17 protein-coding genes are annotated in these 17236 nt (G+C 68.6%); 8 read left to right on the top strand and 9 right to left on the bottom strand.

Translation table 11 applies throughout. The features are described 5' to 3' along the window. Positions 1-14: 14 nt before the first annotated feature. Positions 15-1193 (bottom strand): amidohydrolase, encoded by a 1179-nt coding sequence (locus K5L49_RS10235; RefSeq protein ID WP_223692492.1) that lies wholly within the window; start codon positions 1191-1193, stop codon positions 15-17. 4 nt (positions 1194-1197) lie between these two features. Further along, positions 1198-2073, bottom strand: coding sequence for a helix-turn-helix domain-containing protein (locus K5L49_RS10230; protein WP_223692491.1), 876 nt, complete (start codon positions 2071-2073; stop codon positions 1198-1200). Between the two features lie 100 nt (positions 2074-2173). Here K5L49_RS10230 and K5L49_RS10225 point away from each other — a divergent pair, with 100 nt between their 5' ends. Then, positions 2174-3025 carry a phytanoyl-CoA dioxygenase family protein gene (locus K5L49_RS10225; protein WP_223692490.1) on the top strand — a complete coding sequence of 284 codons (852 nt, stop codon included), beginning with the start codon at positions 2174-2176 and terminating at the stop codon, positions 3023-3025. A 434-nt stretch (positions 3026-3459) separates the two neighbouring features. On the opposite strand, the gene K5L49_RS10220 is transcribed toward K5L49_RS10225, so the two are convergent. Then, a complete protein-coding gene (locus K5L49_RS10220; protein WP_223692488.1) occupies positions 3460-4074 on the bottom strand; it encodes a hypothetical protein in 615 nt (204 codons plus the stop codon). Positions 4075-4282: 208 nt separating this feature from the next. On the opposite strand from K5L49_RS10220, the gene K5L49_RS10215 reads away from it, so the two are divergent. Next, the gene (locus K5L49_RS10215) at positions 4283-5674 is read left to right on the top strand and encodes a pyridoxal phosphate-dependent decarboxylase family protein (protein ID WP_223692487.1); all 1392 of its coding nucleotides are present in this window, start codon (positions 4283-4285) and stop codon (positions 5672-5674) included. Positions 5675-5694: 20 nt separating this feature from the next. Here the strand turns inward: K5L49_RS10215 and K5L49_RS10210 are convergent, their stop codons facing one another. Then, positions 5695-6159, bottom strand: coding sequence for an Lrp/AsnC family transcriptional regulator (locus tag K5L49_RS10210; RefSeq protein ID WP_223692485.1), 465 nt, complete (start codon positions 6157-6159; stop codon positions 5695-5697). Between the two features lie 120 nt (positions 6160-6279). Here K5L49_RS10210 and K5L49_RS10205 point away from each other — a divergent pair, with 120 nt between their 5' ends. Continuing rightward, complete coding sequence (locus K5L49_RS10205) at positions 6280-6894, top strand: LysE family translocator (protein WP_223692484.1); 615 nt, start codon at positions 6280-6282, stop codon at positions 6892-6894. Positions 6895-6969: 75 nt separating this feature from the next. On the opposite strand, the gene K5L49_RS10200 is transcribed toward K5L49_RS10205, so the two are convergent. After that, positions 6970-8070 (bottom strand): LacI family DNA-binding transcriptional regulator, encoded by a 1101-nt coding sequence (locus K5L49_RS10200; RefSeq protein WP_223692482.1) that lies wholly within the window; start codon positions 8068-8070, stop codon positions 6970-6972. A gap of 241 nt (positions 8071-8311) precedes the next feature. Here K5L49_RS10200 and K5L49_RS10195 point away from each other — a divergent pair, with 241 nt between their 5' ends. The 5 genes from K5L49_RS10195 to K5L49_RS10175 all read left to right on the top strand — a co-directional run bounded on the left by K5L49_RS10195 (position 8312) and on the right by K5L49_RS10175 (position 13067). Further along, positions 8312-9682 carry an ABC transporter substrate-binding protein gene (locus tag K5L49_RS10195; RefSeq protein ID WP_223692481.1) on the top strand — a complete coding sequence of 457 codons (1371 nt, stop codon included), beginning with the start codon at positions 8312-8314 and terminating at the stop codon, positions 9680-9682. A gap of 103 nt (positions 9683-9785) precedes the next feature. Further along, positions 9786-10625: a carbohydrate ABC transporter permease gene (locus K5L49_RS10190; protein ID WP_223692479.1), complete on the top strand. Its 840-nt coding sequence runs from the start codon at positions 9786-9788 to the stop codon at positions 10623-10625. Further along, on the top strand, positions 10622-11509 hold the full coding sequence (locus tag K5L49_RS10185) for a carbohydrate ABC transporter permease (RefSeq protein ID WP_223692477.1): 888 nt from the start codon (positions 10622-10624) through the stop codon (positions 11507-11509). The genes K5L49_RS10190 and K5L49_RS10185 overlap by 4 nt, the downstream gene beginning before the upstream one ends. Before the next feature lie 54 nt (positions 11510-11563). Then, positions 11564-12598 (top strand): DUF2804 domain-containing protein, encoded by a 1035-nt coding sequence (locus K5L49_RS10180; RefSeq protein ID WP_223692476.1) that lies wholly within the window; start codon positions 11564-11566, stop codon positions 12596-12598. 148 nt (positions 12599-12746) lie between these two features. Next, positions 12747-13067, top strand: a complete 321-nt coding sequence (locus K5L49_RS10175; RefSeq protein ID WP_223692475.1) for a hypothetical protein — start codon at positions 12747-12749, stop codon at positions 13065-13067. 16 nt (positions 13068-13083) lie between these two features. Here the strand turns inward: K5L49_RS10175 and K5L49_RS10170 are convergent, their stop codons facing one another. The 4 genes from K5L49_RS10170 to K5L49_RS10155 are packed head-to-tail and all read right to left on the bottom strand — an operon-like array spanning position 13084 to position 17204. Beyond that, positions 13084-14106: a DUF2804 domain-containing protein gene (locus K5L49_RS10170; protein ID WP_223692473.1), complete on the bottom strand. Its 1023-nt coding sequence runs from the start codon at positions 14104-14106 to the stop codon at positions 13084-13086. After that, the gene (locus K5L49_RS10165; RefSeq protein ID WP_223692471.1) at positions 14081-15892 is read right to left on the bottom strand and encodes a glycoside hydrolase family 2 protein; all 1812 of its coding nucleotides are present in this window, start codon (positions 15890-15892) and stop codon (positions 14081-14083) included. Before K5L49_RS10165 ends, K5L49_RS10170 begins: the two co-directional genes overlap by 26 nt. Continuing rightward, positions 15889-16524 carry an MFS transporter gene (locus K5L49_RS10160; RefSeq protein WP_223692470.1) on the bottom strand — a complete coding sequence of 212 codons (636 nt, stop codon included), beginning with the start codon at positions 16522-16524 and terminating at the stop codon, positions 15889-15891. The genes K5L49_RS10165 and K5L49_RS10160 overlap by 4 nt, the downstream gene beginning before the upstream one ends. After that, entirely contained in the window at positions 16437-17204 is a 768-nt protein-coding gene (locus K5L49_RS10155; RefSeq protein ID WP_223692468.1) for an MFS transporter, read from the bottom strand. The genes K5L49_RS10160 and K5L49_RS10155 overlap by 88 nt, the downstream gene beginning before the upstream one ends. Between the last annotated feature and the right edge of the window lie 32 nt (positions 17205-17236).

Below are 17236 nucleotides of genomic sequence, written 5' to 3'. Positions count from 1 at the left end.
GAATGTGCGCGAGGTCAGGCCAGCCACTCCCGGGCGGCGACGACGAGCGCCTCCACGCCGCGGTCGAGCGTCGGCTGGATCACGGGTGCGAAGTGCGGCGAGTGGTTCGAGGGGATGTCGCGGTCGACGGTTCCGGCTCGTGCCGCAGCGAGATAGCTGTCGGGGTCGGCGCCGCCCAGGATCCAGTAGACGAGGGGTGCGCCCGCCGCGGTGGCGAGCAGGCCGACATCCTCGCTGCCGCTCACCTGGCCGGGGTCGAGCACCGAACCTTCGCCGAACGCGGCGCGGAATGCGGAGCCCGTGCGCTCGGTGGCCGCCGGTTCGTTCACCGTCACGGGGAACGACTCCGCATGCTCGATGAGTGGTTCGGGGGCGCCGGATGCGGCGGCTTCGGCCCGCACGATCCGCTCGATCGCGCCGAGCAGACGGGTTCGCACCTCTTCGCTGTACGCGCGGACGCTCAGGCCGAGGCTGGCGAAGTCGGGGATGATGTTGTTCTTCGTACCGGCGTTGAGCCGCCCCACGGTGAGGACGGCCGTCTCCTGTGGGGCGATCTCGCGGGCCACGACCGTCTGCAGCCGGCTCACGATCGCCGCCGCCAGCACGACGGGGTCGATCGTCGTCTCCGGCCGGGAGCCGTGCCCGCCGCGACCGTATACGGTGATGTCGATGCTGTTCGCCGAGGCGAAGGCTGCGCCGGAGTGGGCGCCGACCAGCCCGGCCGGGGCGGGACCGACGTGCTGGCCGAGCACCACATCCGGAACCGGAACGGACTCGTAGAGCCCGTCGTCGAGCATGGACTGCGCGCCGCCGCCGACCTCTTCGGCCGGCTGGAACAGCGCGATCAGGGTGCCGTGCCACTCGTCACGGGTGGCGGCGAGCCGGTCGGCGGCACCGATCAGGCAGGTCACGTGAACGTCGTGTCCGCAGGCGTGCATGACACCGGCTGCTTCGCTCGTGTAGTCGAGACCGGTGTCTTCGGCGACGGGCAGGGCGTCCATATCGGCGCGGAGCAGCACCGTCGGTCCCTCGCCGTTGCGCAGCACGCCGACGACGCCGGTGCGGCCGATGTGCTCGGTGACCTCGTAGCCGGCCGCGCGGAGCCTGTCGGCGGCGATGCCGGCCGTTCGGACCTCCTCGAAGGAGAGCTCGGGGTGGCGGTGCAGGTCGCGGTACAGCTCGTCGATGGTCATGGTTTCATCTTGCCGCGTCGTCGTCGCGGGCGGAACCCGAATCGGGTTGACGTCCGATCGGGGTCTCGCGGTCGCGGGACTGTTGGGCGCGGAACGCGCGGGGCGGCACGCCCACCCGCGCCGCGAAGAGGCGGGAGAAGTATGCCGGATCGTCGTAGCCGACGCGGGCGGCGACGGTGGCGATGTCGAGCCGGGTCTCGGCGAGCAGGGATTGCGCGCGGGCGAGGCGGACGCCCAGGATGTACTCCTGCGGGGTCATCCCCGTCTGCTCGCGCACCCGTTCGCGCAGCCCGGCCGGTGCCAGGCCAAGGCGATGGGCTCGCTCGGCAATCGGGGTCGGGGCGGCCGCTGTCTGCTCGAGGGCGCCGAGCACGTCGTGGGTCGGGTGTCGCTCGGGCAGGCCCGCCGCGGCGGCGAGCAGGAGACGCTGAACGAGCGCGGATGCGCGCAGTGCGGCGGGCAGACCGGGGGTCGAGAGAGCCTCGCGCAGCCCGGCGAACGTCGCCCCGATCGTGTCGGCGTCTGGCCCGTGCCGAGTGCCGACGACGGCACGGCGGGAATCGGCGCCGAGTTCGCGATACACGCGGGTCATCGCGCCGGAGAACAGGATCCAGTGCTCATGCCAGCCCGCAGGCCCAGAGCCGTAGCCGTGTTCGACACCGGGGAACAGCCAGATCGCCGCCGGCGCGATCACCCGCTCCGGCCGGCGTTCGCCGGGTCTCGCATACCAACCGTCGCCCGCGGTGACGAGTACCAGGCCGTGGCTCGGCAGCGCGCGACGCACGAAGCCGGGCGCGACCCCGTTCGCCTCGCCGGCGCCGAGGCACACCAACCCCGTGTCGCGCAGCACGTCCGGGGGTGTTGCGAAGGAGGACCACATGGCGTCTCCGTCCAAGTCGAGGTCATTGATCGCCGAGAATCCAAGCATAGGAGCGCAGAAGTCCAAGCCGCAGGAATCCAAGCGGCAGCACCATGGTGTCATGTTCACCTCGAACGGATACCGGCTCGACGAATCCCCCGCGCGGTTCGGGATGCTCGACCCCGTACCGGATTCCGACCGCGACGATCGTGACGCCCTCTGGGCCCGCCTGCGCCGTGACGGCTACCTCTACCTGCCCGGGCACCTCGCGCCTGAGCTGGTCGAAGCCTTCCGCGCCCACTACTTCGCCGCGTTGGCCGGCACCGGCTTGGTGCGAGCGGGAACCGATCCGGGGCTCGGCCTCGGCGCCGACGGTGAGGTCGACCGCGCCGAACTCCGCCGAGTGCTCTTCGACGAGATCGTGCCCGGCGAGGCGTACCGCGCGCTCACCGAGCATCCCCGCATCCGTGACTGGTTCGCCTGGCTGCTCGACGACGAGGTGCATCTGCACAGGCGCAAGATCATCCGGCACACCCGCGCGGGCGAGAACGGCGTCGGGACCGCGACGCAGGCGCACTACGACCTGGTGTATCTGCGCGAGGGCACCGACCGGGTGCTCTCGATGTGGATTCCGCTCGGTGACTGCCCGCTCGATCGCGGCGGTCTCGCCTACCTGGAGGGCAGCCATCATCGTGTGCTGGCCGAGGAGCGTGCCGGAACCCTCAAACGGCCCGCCGCTTCCATCACCGCAGACCTTCCCGGCCTGGCCGAGGAGTACGACGCACGCTGGCTATTCGCGGACTATCGCGCCGGCGACGTGATGGTGCACTCGGCTCACATCGTGCACGCCTCCTGCGACAACACGGATGCCCAGGGCCGGATGCGTCTGTCGACCGATATCCGCTACCAGCGCGTCTCCGACCCGATCGACTGGCGCTGGCAGGAGCACTGGCACGACCGAGACGGGTTGTAGCGATCGTTCCCCTCGCTGTGTCTTCCCGCGGCGCGGGTCAGAGGCCCACAGCCCTCAGCAGCTCCTCGGCCACCTCATCCGGGGTGCGCGAGGTGGTGTCCACGGTCGGACCGGGGAGTCCGGTGGCGTCGAGCACCGCGGAGAGTTCGCCGAATCGGGAGCGATGCCAGGCCAGGCCGGCGGGGTCGCCCTCGTGGCGGCGGAGGAGCCGGCGTTCGCCCTCCTCGGGGCGACTGTGAGACGTACGACGGTGAGCTCCGCATCCACCGCCTCGCGGTAGCGTTCGACCGTCGCCGCTTCCTCGATCACGCCGGCGAGCACGAGCACCCTCGCGCCGGCCGCGCGGTGGTGGTCTTGCCCACGCCGACGGTTCCGTTCAGGAAGAGGGCCCGCGCGGGGGCGGAGAGCGGAGCATCCGACATCCGTCCAGTCAATCAGGCTGAACGCGGGATGCCGAGTTGCACGGGGTAGCCGTCGCGGAGAACGGCCAGGGTCGCAGGCGGGGTGATCGCGATCGCCTCGCCGCGCACCGGTCGGGGATGCCGGTCGCCGTAGCCGTCGTGGCTCCACTCGACGACCTCGCTGTCGAGCACCAGCGCCGGGCCCTCAGAGGTGAGCACGAACGCGCCCGTCGGCAGGTGCGGCCACGACTCGATGTGCAGGCGGCGGCGGTGACTGCCGGCGACGAGTCGTTCGGCATGGAGTCGGTGGTTCATCTGGGCCGCCGTCGGGAGGTCTTCGCCCAGACTGTTCGCCCACGAGGTTTGGTACGCCTGGTAGCTCGTGCGACGGCATTCGGCGCACGGTCGGTGCCCGGCGGCGAACGAGACCGCCTCGTCGTGGAAGAAGAGGTAGGTGTAGCGCGTGGGGAGCCACTGCTCGCTCCAACGTCCGCGGAAGTCCAGTTCGCATGTGATCCAGAGGTCGCTGGTGTGGAAGCGGGTGATCTCGTGGCCGACGTGCAGGCGCCCGCGATTGCCCGTCCAAGCGCCACGAAGGGGGATGGCGACGATGTCGCCGAGCGGAGTCACGCGATTTCGTTCGGCCATGAGGCCGTTCTACGCCGGGCCTCCGACATCTTTCGACCGTGATGCAGCGGTGATGTTTTGTTGCGCAAAATGACACACAAGGGAGGAAAGCGTGCGTTGTATCGTCAAGAAATGCGCTGAACGTGCGTCAGACCTCCTTTGTGTGAGAGTCTGTCGACGCGCGTGCTGCGCGAGAGCAGACGAGCAGATGAGCAGAGAAGGAGCCCCGATGACCGAGAGCGACGCACCCGCGAACACACGGCGCATGCACGAGGTGTCGCCCGAGACGGTCGATCTCGTCGACCTCGTGCTCGAGTATTCGCGCCGGCGCATCCTCAGCACAGACACACCGCTCGACGGTCCCGTTGCGGAGGCCGAGCTCGCGCGGCTCGTCGGCCGCACCGTCGTGGACGAGGGGATCGGCGCCGCCCGTGCGCTGCAACTCTTCGAAGACGTGCTCGCGCCCGCCTGCATCACCACCGACCACCCCCAGTACCTTTCGTTCATCCCCACCGCCCCGACGAAGGCGGCGACGGCGTTCGACCTCGTGGTCTCGGCGAGCGCGGTGTACGGCGGCTCCTGGCTCGAAGGCTCGGGGGCGGTGTTCGCCGAGAACCAGGTGCTCTCCTGGCTGGCCGGCGAATTCGGGCTGCCGGACACCGCCGGCGGTGTGTTCGTGCAGGGTGGGACGCTCGGAAACCTGTCTGCGCTGGTGGCGGCCCGCGAGGCGGCGCGCACGCGCTGTGAGGAGGCGGGCGAGGTGCCGCCGGCGCGTTGGCGCATCGTCTGCAGCGCGGAAGCGCACTCCTCCATCGCTTCGGCCGCCCGGGTGATGGATGTTGAGGTCGTTCCCGTGCCGGTCGGCGACAGCGGCATGCTGACCGGCGCCGATGTGCGTGGAGCGCTCGAGGAGCACGGATCCTCCGTGTTCGCCGTCGTGGCCACGGCCGGTTCCACGAACTTCGGGATCGTCGACGACGTCGCCTCCCTCGCCACACTCAAGGCGGAGTTCGACTTCTGGCTGCACGTCGACGGCGCCTATGGTCTGGCCGGGATGCTCTCCCCGCTCGCCCGTGCCCGGTTCGCCGGCGTCGAGCAGGCGGATTCGGTGATCGTCGACCCGCACAAGTGGCTGTTCGCGCCGTTCGACGCCTGCGCCCTGATCTACCGTGACCCGGCGGCCGGTCGTCGGGCGCACACGCAGCATGCCGAATACTTGGACACCCTCACGGAGACGTCGGAGTGGAGCCCCTCCGACTATGCGGCGCACCTCACGCGTCGGGCACGCGGGCTCCCGTTCTGGTTCTCGCTGGCCACATACGGCGCGCAGGCCTACCGTGACGCGATCGGGGCCTCTCTGCAGCTCGCTCACGACATCGCCCGTGAGATCGACACCCGCGAGGGGCTGCGGCTCGTGCGCGAACCGCAGCTCTCGGTCGTCGTGTTCGAGCGCGACGGCTGGTCGCGCGCCGATTACGCCGAGTGGTCCGCGCGTCTGCTCGCCGAACAGCGGGCGTTCGTCACCCCCAGTTCGCACCAGGGGCGGCCGAACACGCGGTTCGCGATTCTCAACCCGATGACCACGTTCGAGCAGCTGGTCGGCATCCTCGACACGATGTGACGGCTCTGCCGCCCACCCGGTCAGCGCAGCGGGTCGAGCGGCAGCGGCCGGTCTTGCACGACATTCTTCATGACGAGGGTCGAACTGAGGCGTTGCACGCCGGGAAGCGCCGAGAGCTCCTGGTCGTAGAGGGCCTCGAAAGCGGGGAGGTCGCGGGCGACCACGCGCAGCAGGTAGTCGGGGTCGCCGAAGAGTCGCTGGGCCTGAATGATGGCCGGAACGGTCGACACGGACTGTTCGAACTCGGCGATGGTGTCCCGGGTCGAGTCGCGCATGGTGACGAACACGAGCGCGTCGAAGGTCAGGCCGAGCGCGCCTGCATTGAGGTGGGCCCGGTATCCGCTGATCGCCCCCGAGCGTTCGAGGGCGCGCAGACGGCGGTGGCACGGGGAGACGCTGAGGCGCACGCGCTCGGCCAGCTCGGTGATGCTGAGCCGCCCATCCTGTTGCAGCTCGGCAAGGATTCTTCTGTCAACGTCATCCACACGAAAGATTCTCCCCCAAAACCTCGGATTGCGTGGAAGATCTTGGAAGCACCTTTCGCGTGATCCCGCCTACTCTTCCAGAGGGCGACCGCCCGACCGGGGCGGAGCAGAGGGAGCGTCATGGCGTTCGGCACGATTCTCGCGTTCTGGGCGGTGTCGTTCCTGTTCGTCATCACGCCCGGCGCGGACTGGGCGTATGTCATCGCCGGGGGGCTGCGCGACCGCATCGCGCCGGCGGTCGGCGGCCTGCTCACCGGACATGTCATCGCGACGATCGTCGTCGCGGCCGGTGTCGGTGCCCTGGTGGCGGGCGCTCCGGTGATTTTGACCATGCTCACGGTGGCCGGCGCGGGATACCTGATCTGGTTGGGCGTGTCGACGCTTCGTCGCCCCGCCGTGCCGATCGCGGAGAGCGGCGGGAGCGAGGGGTCGTGGCTGCGCTGGGCGACGAAAGGCATCGGCGTCAGCGGGCTGAACCCGAAACTCCTCCTGCTGTTCCTGGCACTGCTGCCGCCGTTCACGACGCCAACGGCCGTATGGCCGGTCGCCCTGCAGATCGCGGTGCTCGGCGCTGTGCATGTGCTCAGCTGCGCGGTGGTCTACACCGGTGTCGGATTCGGGGCGCGCGCGGTGCTGCGCTCGCGCCCGGCGGCATCCCGCTGGGTGAGCCGGGTCTCCGGTTCGGCGATGATCGTGATCGGCCTGGTGCTGATCGTGGAAAGGATCGTGTTCTGACCGAAGACGCCCCGCAGCGAGTCAGGATATCGCCACGCACCCGAGTGAGCGCCATCCTCCGTTTCGGGCGGCGTCCTAGCGGGAGGCGTCCGCGGTGTTGGTCGACTCGCGCTGCACCAGGCGGTAGGGCGCGATGTCGGTCTGCGGGGCGGCCGCCGGGTCGTCGAGGCGGCGCAACATCGCAACGATCGACAGGCGGGCGATCTCGTTCAGGTCGGGGGAGATCGTGGTGAGCGAGGGCGCGGAGAAGGCCGCCTCGGCCGTATTGTCCCAGCCGACGACGACGACGTCGCCGGGAACGGCGATCCCGGCTTCACGGAACGCACGAAGCGCGCCGATCGCGAGCAGGTCGTTCGCGCAGACGAGGCCGTCGAGGCCGTCGAGACCGTTCGGGCGCGCGATCAGCTCTTTGACGCGCTCGTACCCCTCCTCGCGCGAGTAGTCGCCGTCGGGGTTCGACTGGTCCCACCGCGAGACCGAGATGATGTGCTGCGCATCCGCCTCGATGCCGGCGGCCTCCAGTGCCAGATGGAAACCACGGATGCGCAGGTCGGCGGGTGCCGCGCCGATGGTGCCGACCTGAACCTGGCCGAGGAACCCGAGTCGCCGACGGCCCGCCTCGACCAGACAGGTCGTCGCGTCGAAGCTCGAGTGAACGTTGTCGACGACGACGCTGTCGATGCTGGTGCTGCGGAAGCGCTCACCGAGCAGGACGAGCGGGGTCGCCCCGCGTTCGGCTTCGAACCGGTGTAGGTCGATGGTCAGGGGGCTGAACAGGATGCCGTCGGTGAGGATGGTGCTGAACCCGGCCGCCACGCGCAGTTCCCGCTCGAGCAGGCCGCGCGTCTCGTCGATGACAACGTCGTAGCCGAAATGCTCAGCCTGGGTGACGACCGCGTGGGCGAGCTGGGCGAAGTACGGATGCGATACGAACGGCACCGAGAGGGTGAGGAGGTTGCTGCGACCGCTGCGCAGTTGGCGCGCGGCGAGCTGCGGCCGATAGCCGAGCTCGGCGATCGCCGCCTCGACCTTCTGCCGGGTGGAGTCGCTGATGTAGCGGTGCCCGTTCACCACATTGGACACGGTTCGGTAGGAGACGCCCGCGAGCGCCGCGACGTCTTTGATCGTCGGCGCCCCGGTGCGCTTGGCCGGTGTCGAGTCGTCTCTGGAGCTCACCCCCATATCGTAGCCACCATGTTGCAACGTTGCGATATTTCTCTATTTCCACGTTGCAATATTCGATCAGATCTGATTGAGTGTCTCTGCGGCGCTCCCCATCGAACCCCCGACGGGCCGTCCCGCACTCACATTCCGGTCGGCGACACGTCGGCGCCGTCTGCGCGGCACACCCGCGCCAGGCGCTCGTGCGTCGTGCGACGACCACGAACATCCAAATCAACGACGAGGAGATGTACGAATGAACAAGTCCGTTCGAATGCGGCGAGCGCGAGCAGGATTCGCGGCCGGTGCAGCAGTCCTGAGCCTCATGGCATTCACTGCCTGCAGCGGGACGAGTGAGACACCCGCAAAGGTCGACGGCGGCGGTGTCGGCACCGCAGCCAAGCACGTCAAGATCACGATGATGGCCAACGACGCCTTCGCCCAGCAGTGGCAGGACCAGCTCGTGCCCGAGTTCAACAAAGAGTTCCCCTACATCGATGTGACCATCGACTCGGTGCCCTACGACGAGCTGCTGGCCAAGGGGATGCTCAACGGAACCGCCACGGATCCCCAATACGACCTGATCACCCTCGACGACCCGTGGACCCCACAGCTGGCCGATGCCGGCGTGCTCTACGAGCTGAAGAGCGATGCCGCCCAGTGGACGGACAAATCGTACGACTGGGCCGACTTCAACGCTGCGCCGCTGGCGTCGAGTGAGTGGAAGGGCAAGCAGTACGGCGTTCCCCTGCGCTCGAACATGCTGCTCATGTTCTACAACAAGACGCTCTACAAGAAGGCCGGTCTCGCCGAGCCGACGCCGGAGCTCACCTGGGATCAGTACATGCAGGAAGCGCCGAAGCTGGTGCAGGACACCAACGGTGACGGCACGATCGACTCCTGGTCGACGGGGCTCACCTGGGCGCGCGGCGTTCTCTCACCGCCGGTCTGGCAGTCCGTGCTCAACGCCAACGGAGGGGCGCTGTTCGATAAGAATCTGAACCCGACCTTCGACACGGCCAAGGGCGTCGCGGCGCTCCAGACGCAGGTCGACCTGCTCAAGTACGCCCCGCCCGGAGCGACGAACTATGACTACACCCAGCCGCTCGACGCTTTCCGTCAGGGCAAGGTCGCCTCGATCTTCACCTGGGGCAGCGCGTACAAGAGCGCAGCGGTCGACCCGGCAGTGACGAAGCTCACCCCTGATGAGGTCGGAATCCAGACGTTGCCCGCCGGCAGTGCCGGCGCGAGCACGCACCGCGGCATCTGGAGCGGCTCCGTCTTCAAGAACTCGACGCATCCGCAGGCCGCGTGGACGTTCCTGCAGTGGATGTCGTCGAAGAAGGGCGAGGTCTGGACGACCAACACCTTGGGCTCCTTCCCCGCCCGCAAGTCGACACTCGCCACGACGCCCACACAGCCGTGGCTGGCCCCGGTGTTCACCGCGCTCCAGAGCGCGTACGACATCGCCGACAAGGGCGAGATGTGGCGTGTTCGTTCGCCGCAGTCGAACGCCATCCAGGAGATCCTCGCCGATCAGACCAGTGCTGCCGTGCAAGGCCAGACATCCGCATCGGATGCCCTCAAGAAGGCCAAGCAGCAAATCGTCGCTCTGCTGAAGAAGTAACGTGATGACGGTCGAACTCACGAGACGCCGACGCGCCGCCACGCGGAGCATCCCCACGCGCAGGGCATCACGAATGCGGGATGTCCTGGGCAGGTGGACGTTCATGCTGCCGGCCACCTTGCTCCTGGCCGCTGTGCTGATCTACCCGCTGCTCTACACGCTGCGCATCAGCTTCTCGACGTTCGACCTCGCATCGTTCTCCCCCTCGGGGTGGGTCGGATTCGACAACTACACGGCGGCACTGCAAGACGAGAGCTTCCAGAACTCACTGGTGGTCACCGGGATCTACCTGGTACTCGCACTGCCGTTGCAGATCATCCTCGGATTCGGGATCGCCTACCTCATGAACGCCGAGTGGAGGGGGCGCGGTGTCGTCCGCGCCCTCTTCCTCATCCCGATGGTGGTCGCCCCGGTCGTCTCGGGTGGCATCTGGAAGATGATCCTCGACCCGCTCTGGGGGGTCGTGGGCTGGTTCCTCGGGTTGTTCGGGGTGGCGCCGATCGACTGGTTCGGCAACGCGACGATGTCGATGATCAGCATCGTCATGATCGACACCTGGCGCTCGGTGCCGTTCGTCGCCCTGATCGCAGCCGCCGCCCTGCTCGCCCTCCCGAAAGACGTCTTCGAGGCGGCGAAGGTGGATGGCGCATCCTGGTGGCAGACCCTCTGGTCGGTCAGTCTCCCGATGCTCGGACCGATCATCGCGGCGACCTTCGTGGTGCGCTGGCTGGGCGCCGTGAAAATGTTCGACATCATCCTCGCCACCACCAACGGCGGTCCCGGCCAGTCGACGAACGTCGTGAACCTGTACATCTACCAACAGGCGTTCCGATTGCTGAAGTTCAGCGAGTCGTCGGCGATGGCGGTGATCGTGCTCGTCATCACGATGATCCTGACCCTGGTGTTCCTGTTGGGGAGCAAGAAGCTGGAGGACAGACTGTGACCACCACCGCAGAACGCCGAAGAATGCGCGTCGACGAGAACTCCGTCGCGCCCGTCGGCAAGCGCAGCCGGAGCGAGCGCACCCGCATCTGGGCGGGCGTGATCGTCTGCATCCTGTTCCTGCTCCCGCTGCTCTGGATGCTGCTGACCTCGTTCAAGCTGCAGCGCGACATCTTCACCACGCCCCCGACGTTCTTCTTCGATCCGACGCTCTCGCAGTACGTCGCCGCCTTCATGAGCAACGGGTTCGGCCAGAAGATGATCAACACGGTCATCGTGGCGCTCGGCGCGGGCATCCTCTCTCTGGTCGCGGGGTCGATGGCGGGCTACGCGCTCTCCCGCCTGCGCATCAGGGGAGCGGCGACGATCGGCGTGCTGATCCTGCTCTCGCGAGGCGTGCCGCCGATCGCGCTCGCCGTGCCGATGTTCCTCGTTGCCCGCACTCTGGGGATCACCGACACCCACATCACGCTCATCCTCGCCTACTGCTCGTTCGTCATCCCGTACGTGATGTGGCTGATGCGCGGTTTCTTCCTCTCACTGCCGAAAGAGCTCGAGGAGTCGGCGATGCTCGACGGATGCTCGCGCATGGGTGCGTTCTTCCGCATCATCGTTCCGATCTCGGCGCCGGGGCTGATCTCGACCTTCATCTTCAGCATCATCCTCGCCTGGGAGGAGCTGCTGTTCGCGCTCGTGCTGACGAGCCGCAACGCGGTCACCGTTCCGGTGGCGATCGTGGGTATGGCCGGCGACACCGAGCACGGCGCGAATTGGGGCGCCCTGTCGGCGGCCGGGATGCTCACCGTGGTGCCCGTCGTCATCCTGGCGCTCGTCGTGCAGAAATGGCTGATCCGCGGTCTCGCCGATGGCGCCACCAAGGGCTGACCGGTCGGTCACCGAACCATGTCATCAACGATCACAAGAGAAAGGCGCCACCGCGTGAGGCTCCCCGTCAAGCAGATCCCACCCGCCGGAGAACGCGTGACCGAGAGGGAGATCACGGCGCCTGTCGACCTGTGCCTGCCCTCCGGCCGGCTGAACCCCGACGCGGTCGGCTGGACCCGCACGGCGCTGCACCGCACCGGACTGCCGGGCTGGGGCCGCAACAAACGTTTCGAGTACTGGTCGATCGTCACACCGACGGCGATCGTCTCGCTGAACATCTCGCACCACGACTATCGGGCCAATGTCTCGATCTCGTACATCGACCGCTCCACTTACGCGGAGATCACCCAGGGTGGGAACACCTGGCTGCCCGGTGGGGGCGGCCTGGGCAGCGCCACGACCGGGGAGCCGATGGAGGCCCGCCGTGGCAACGTGCTGGTGCGGATGACGCCGCGCGGAACCGGCACCGTGCTGCACGCGGAGTCGGAGCGCATCCGAGTCGACCTCACCGTGACCGGCGAGCCGGGGCACGAGTCGATGGGCGTTGTCGTGCCCTGGTCGGCGAAGGCGTTCCAGTACACCAAGAAGGACAATGGGCTGACGGCGAAGGGTGTCATCGTCGTCGATGGGGTGAGCCACCGCGTTGAGGCCGACGAATCGACGGCCGTCCACGATCGCGGTCGTGGCCGCTGGCCGTACTTCACGCTGTGGAATTGGGGCGCCGGCCACGGACAGGACACCCTCGGGCGTCGGATCGGGCTGCAGTTCGGCGGCAAATGGACCGACGGGACACCCTCGACCGAGAACTGGATCCGGATCGAGGGCCGACTGCACAAGATCAGCTCGCATTTGGCCTGGGACTACGACCCGGCCCACTGGCTCGAACCCTGGACGCTCACCGGTCCCGATGTCGACGTCGTCTTCGCCCCCGAGCATCATCGGCGTCACCTCTTCGACCGCTGGGTGGTGAAGAGCCGCGGCGACACCTGCTACGGCACGTACACCGGCCGGATCACCCTGGCGACCGGCGAGGTCGTCGCCTTCGCGAACGTCTTCGGTCACGTCGAGGAGGTCGAGCGACGGTGGTGAGCCGCCGCACCGGCGAGGGCTGACGCCGTCGCCACCCCTGAGCAGCTCCGGGATCACCGTGCACGTCCACTGTCACGGCCGGAGCCGAGCGGAGCGCCGTACCGATATTCGGTGCTCCGCTCATCCCCTCCCCTGAACGGAGAACATCATGACTGTGAGACAGCTGCAACACGCCACCCCCACCGTGCTCCGCATCCCCGAGCGTGCGCTCCAGGTGCCGCGCGACGGCGACGATTCGAGCGGGTACACGGCCTGGCTCACCGGCCCGGCCGGTGCGGGAACGGCCCGCCTGGTGCCCATCGTCGGCACGCACGATCCCTACGATCTCATCATCATCGACTACGACGGGGATGCGTCGCACAGCCGGTCGTGGGTGCGGCATTCGCAGATAGACCGTGTCGTCGTCTACACGCTGATCGCGGCCTCGGCCGCATCCTTCCCCTCGCCGGTGAACGCCCTCTCGAGCTGAGGGCCGGCGCGGCCGGTCACCAGCGGTTGCGCACGTCTTCCGCCCAGCCGAGCAGCCCGTCGACGGCGACCCGGCCGACTGGGGTCTGCACCCAACCGCGGTAGTGCCCGAAACACTGGTGCCCGCGGCTGCCGAAGATGAGGAGTTCGGTCGAACTGGTGTGATCCCAGAACGGCTCGAACACCAGGTCGACGGACGAGCCGCGGATACGCCACGGGGCGAGCCAGTCGGTCTCGTCGTACTCCCAGTCGAGCTCTTCGCTGATCTTGTGCACCCGGCCCTCGACGACGACGGCGTTCTCGGTCGATCCGGTGCCGTCGGTCCACCGTGCGCCCAACTGCAGGCCGACCGTCGTCCCGTCTGCGAGGCGGCCGGAGGCGGCGCCCCAGTTCCAGCGCACCCGGTAGGGCCACCGGCCGCGGCCGTGATCGAGCACGGCCCAGCTCTCGCCGGCGGGCACGAGCGTCTGGTCGTCGCCGACGCGGACGAACCCGCGTGCCGGCCGGGCGACATCCTTCACCGTGTACTGGAATCGACGGGACGACCACGGCACGACGACGGCCATCGCCTCGTGCCCCACCGGACGCACGGCGAGGATATCGAGGGCGAGACCGTCAGCCGTGGCGCGCAGCCGGGTGCCCTCCGCCGTCTCGTCGATGTCGATCGCGATCGACCCGGCGCGGGCGCGGGCCGGCCCCGAGCCCAGCGAGGGCGGAAGGACGGCGCTCTTCCCGAGCGGGGAGACGGCGCCGCGCTCGACGGTGTTCCCGGTGCGTCGGTCGTGCACCATCACACTGTGCACGGAGGCGTAGTCGAGACACGACACGGTCAGCGCGATCAGGTGGGTGGGCGTGGTGACGGCCCAGTACTCCCAGCGTTTGTCCCGTCCCCAGCCGCGCCGGAAGCCCGGTCGGCCGATGCCGGAGGTGTCGTGCAGAGGGGTGCGACTCCACCCGACGGCCGCCGGGTTCAGCCGGCCGTTCGGCAGGCGGAGCGCGACCGGCTCGGTGATCTCACGCTCGCTGATCGTGCGGCTCATCCTGTTCCTCTTCTTCGCGGATCCCTGGTTCCCCGACGGCTCGACGGAATGCCTCGGCGAGTTCGCGGTTCACTTCTCGCACCGTATCGGGTAAGGCCTTCAACACCGTGCGGTCGGCGGTCATCAGACCGTTGAGCTCGTCTTCGACATCGGCCAGCTGCGTGTAGACGATGCCCGAGAGGCCCGCCCCGATCGCGGGGACGATCTGCTCCCGGTGCAACGCCGCGAACGCCGCGGTGAAGGCGGCGATCGTCGGGAGTCGTCGATAGCCGAACTCGCGGGGGCCGAAAGCGTGCCCCGGCAGCCGCAGGCTGTATCCGCCGTACTCCGACACCACGACGGCCCGGCCGTCGCGCCCCCACGAGCGCCGCGGCCGGAGCTTGTGGAAGTAGACATGCAGGCTGCGCATGTCCCCGCCGCCCTGGTCGTGCCATCCGCTGGCGTGGTCGATGAGGCGGTCGGGGTCGGCAGCACGGATGCGCGCCACCGCGTCGAGCGCATCGAACTGCCCCCACCCCTCGTTGAACGGCACCCACGCCACGACGCACGGCGTGTTCCTGAGGAGCGCGACGGTCTCGGCCAGTTCGGCCCGGAAGTCGTCACGACCGGCCGCGTCCTGCCGTCCGAACGCGCGATGCCGCCGATCGTCGAGCCGCACCGGGAGCAGGACCGGCGCAGTGATCACGGCGGGATTGTATGACCGGCCGCCATTGACCATGTCTTGCCAGACGAGGATCCCGAGGCGATCGCAGTGGTGGTACCAGCGAAGCGGCTCGATCTTGATGTGCTTGCGCAGCATCGTGAAGCCCAGCTCCTTCATCGACCGGATGTCGTGCACCAGCGCCTGATCGGAGGGTGCCGTGTACAGTCCGTCCGGCCAGTAGCCCTGGTCGAGTACGCCCGCGTGGAAGTACGGTTTGCCGTTGAGGGTGAATCGGGGGAGCCCGGAGGCGTCGCGCTCGAGCCCGACCGAGCGCATGCCGACGTAGCTGCGAACGATGTCGTCGGCGACGCGGATCTCGAGGTCGTAGAGGTATGGATCTTCGGGACTCCATTCGCGCACCTCATCCAGCGCCAGCCGGATCGCCCGGCCGGGTCGCCCGCTCGCGCGCGCGCATTCGACGCCGTCGGCCGTCATGATCACGGTGACCGGCGCGTCTCGGGCCTCGACCGTGACCTCGACCGCGCTCTCGGCGAGCAGCGGGCGGATGTCGAGGCGTTCGACGTGCACGAACGGAACGGATTCGAGCCACACCGTCTGCCAGATGCCGGATTGGGCGGTGTACCAGATGCCCCCGCGCCGCAACGCCTGCTTGCCGCGCGAGTGGTGGCCGGTGTCGGAGTCGTCGATCACGTCGACCTGCAGCAGGTGCTCGCCGTCGGCGTGGAACGCCTCCGTCACATCGACGGCGAACGGAAGATACCCGCCGGAATGCGTTCCGACGACGACGCCGTCGATGAGCACGGCGCAGGCCTGATCGACCGCGCCGAAATGCAGCAGGATCCGATCGTCGGCGAAGCCCGGCGGCAGGCTCACCGTCCGCTCGTACCAGAGGTGCTGGCCTGGCTTCAGCTGTCGGTCGACGCCCGAGAGGGCGGCCTCGGGCGAGAACGGGACGAGGATCTCGCCGTCCCAGCTCGCGGGTGTGCCGGCGGCGTCGCGGATCGCGTACCGCCAGCGGCCGTTCAGGTTGAGGTAGCTGTCTCGGACGAGCTGCGGGCGGGGATACTCGGTGAGCACCGCGTCGGGGTCGAGTGAACCGGCCCACGGCGTGGTGCGGCTCACGCGCGCACCGTCCGCGCGCGCAGGAAGGCGAGCACCGGAACGAGCACGAGCACGATCGCCGCCGCCGGGAAGATCTCGGGGCCGGGCACGGGCTGGGTCACGCCGAGGCTCGTGTAGGTGTTGGCGGCGCCGGCGATCACGGCGGCGCCGACGAACGGGCCGACGATCATCGGCACCATCACGGCGAGGATCATCCGGATGCCCTGCACGGCACCGGCCCGATCCGGTGGCGTCTGGTCGCGGGTGAGGGCGGAGACGGTGGCGAGGGAGGCCATCATCCCGGCCATCATCACAGTTGCGGCGGCGATCACGAATGGCAGCTCGCGGGCGAAGGTCATCGCCACGAGGCCGGCCGCGAACACCACGACGGCGGGGAGCAGGAACCGGATCTTCCCGATCCTGTCCATGATGCGGCCGGCGATGACGCTGAGCACCGACGCGAGGATGAGCACGATGCCCAGGGCGAGCGCGTACGCCTCGATGTGCAGGTACCGCTGCAGGTAGATGATCACATACGGCAGGAAGACCTGCGTGCTCGTCCCGATCACGGCCCACAGTCCGAGCGTGAGGTAGAGGGTCGGCTGCTGCCGGATGGTGCTGGGGCGCAGGCCGTGCAGCACGGCGGCGAACACGCGCTCGCGGGTGCGCGGAGGGGACGATCGCGCAGGAGGAACCAGGAGAGTGCACCGGTCGCGGCCGTCACCACTCCCACGACGGCGAAGAACGCCTTCCAATCGCCGGCGCGGGTGAGGCCGTCGAGCAGGCCGAAGACGAGGAGCATCGCGATGAGCGGCAGGACGGCGAGCACGCCATCCACCCGACCCCGGTTGGCGGGCACCGTCGAGTCGGTGACCCAGGCGGTGAACGCCGCGTCGTTGGCGCCGGAGCCGAAGGCGCTCATGATGCAGTCGAGCGCGATGATGCCGACGATCGCCGCCAGAACGGCCGTGCCGCTGGCGGTCTCGGTGCCGCCGGGCACACCGACGAAACCGAACGCCGCCGTGCAGAGACCCCAGGCGATGTAGCCGAGCGAGACGAACGGGCGGCGTCGGCCCGCCCGGTCGGACCACGCCCCGACGATCATCGTGGCCAGCGTCGCGACGATCGCACTCGCGCTGACCATGATCGCGATGACGGTGGGGTCGGGGCTGATCGTGTCGTACACAAACAGGTTGAGGTACATGTTCTCGATCGTCCAGGCGAGCTGGCCGACGAGCCCGAGGAGGATCAGGGACGTCCAGGTGCGGCCGCCGAGGGCGGTGCCCCGCTTTCGGATGCGCGACGGATCGTCGGTTTCTGCAGGGGTGATCATGGCGTCCTCATCGTCGCATTTCCACGTGGAAA

The organism is Leifsonia poae (assembly GCF_020009625.1).
Taxonomy (GTDB): Bacteria; Actinomycetota; Actinomycetes; order Actinomycetales; family Microbacteriaceae; genus Leifsonia; species Leifsonia poae_A.
This window is presented reverse-complemented; position numbering and strand designations above follow the sequence as displayed.

Bases quoted from the DNA above. Each gene is read 5' to 3' on its own strand.
- K5L49_RS10155 (WP_223692468.1), bottom strand. From the start codon at position 17,204: ATGATCACCCCTGCAGAAACCGACGATCCGTCGCGCATCCGAAAGCGG.
- K5L49_RS10190 (WP_223692479.1), top strand. From the start codon at position 9,786: ATGCTGCCGGCCACCTTGCTCCTGGCCGCTGTGCTGATCTACCCGCTG.
- K5L49_RS10175 (WP_223692475.1), top strand. From the start codon at position 12,747: ATGACTGTGAGACAGCTGCAACACGCCACCCCCACCGTGCTCCGCATC.
- K5L49_RS10205 (WP_223692484.1), top strand. From the start codon at position 6,280: ATGGCGTTCGGCACGATTCTCGCGTTCTGGGCGGTGTCGTTCCTGTTC.
- K5L49_RS10215 (WP_223692487.1), top strand. From the start codon at position 4,283: ATGACCGAGAGCGACGCACCCGCGAACACACGGCGCATGCACGAGGTG.
- K5L49_RS10225 (WP_223692490.1), top strand. From the start codon at position 2,174: ATGTTCACCTCGAACGGATACCGGCTCGACGAATCCCCCGCGCGGTTC.
- K5L49_RS10195 (WP_223692481.1), top strand. From the start codon at position 8,312: ATGAACAAGTCCGTTCGAATGCGGCGAGCGCGAGCAGGATTCGCGGCC.
- K5L49_RS10235 (WP_223692492.1), bottom strand. From the start codon at position 1,193: ATGACCATCGACGAGCTGTACCGCGACCTGCACCGCCACCCCGAGCTC.
- K5L49_RS10220 (WP_223692488.1), bottom strand. From the start codon at position 4,074: ATGGCCGAACGAAATCGCGTGACTCCGCTCGGCGACATCGTCGCCATC.
- K5L49_RS10170 (WP_223692473.1), bottom strand. From the start codon at position 14,106: ATGAGCCGCACGATCAGCGAGCGTGAGATCACCGAGCCGGTCGCGCTC.
- K5L49_RS10230 (WP_223692491.1), bottom strand. From the start codon at position 2,073: ATGTGGTCCTCCTTCGCAACACCCCCGGACGTGCTGCGCGACACGGGG.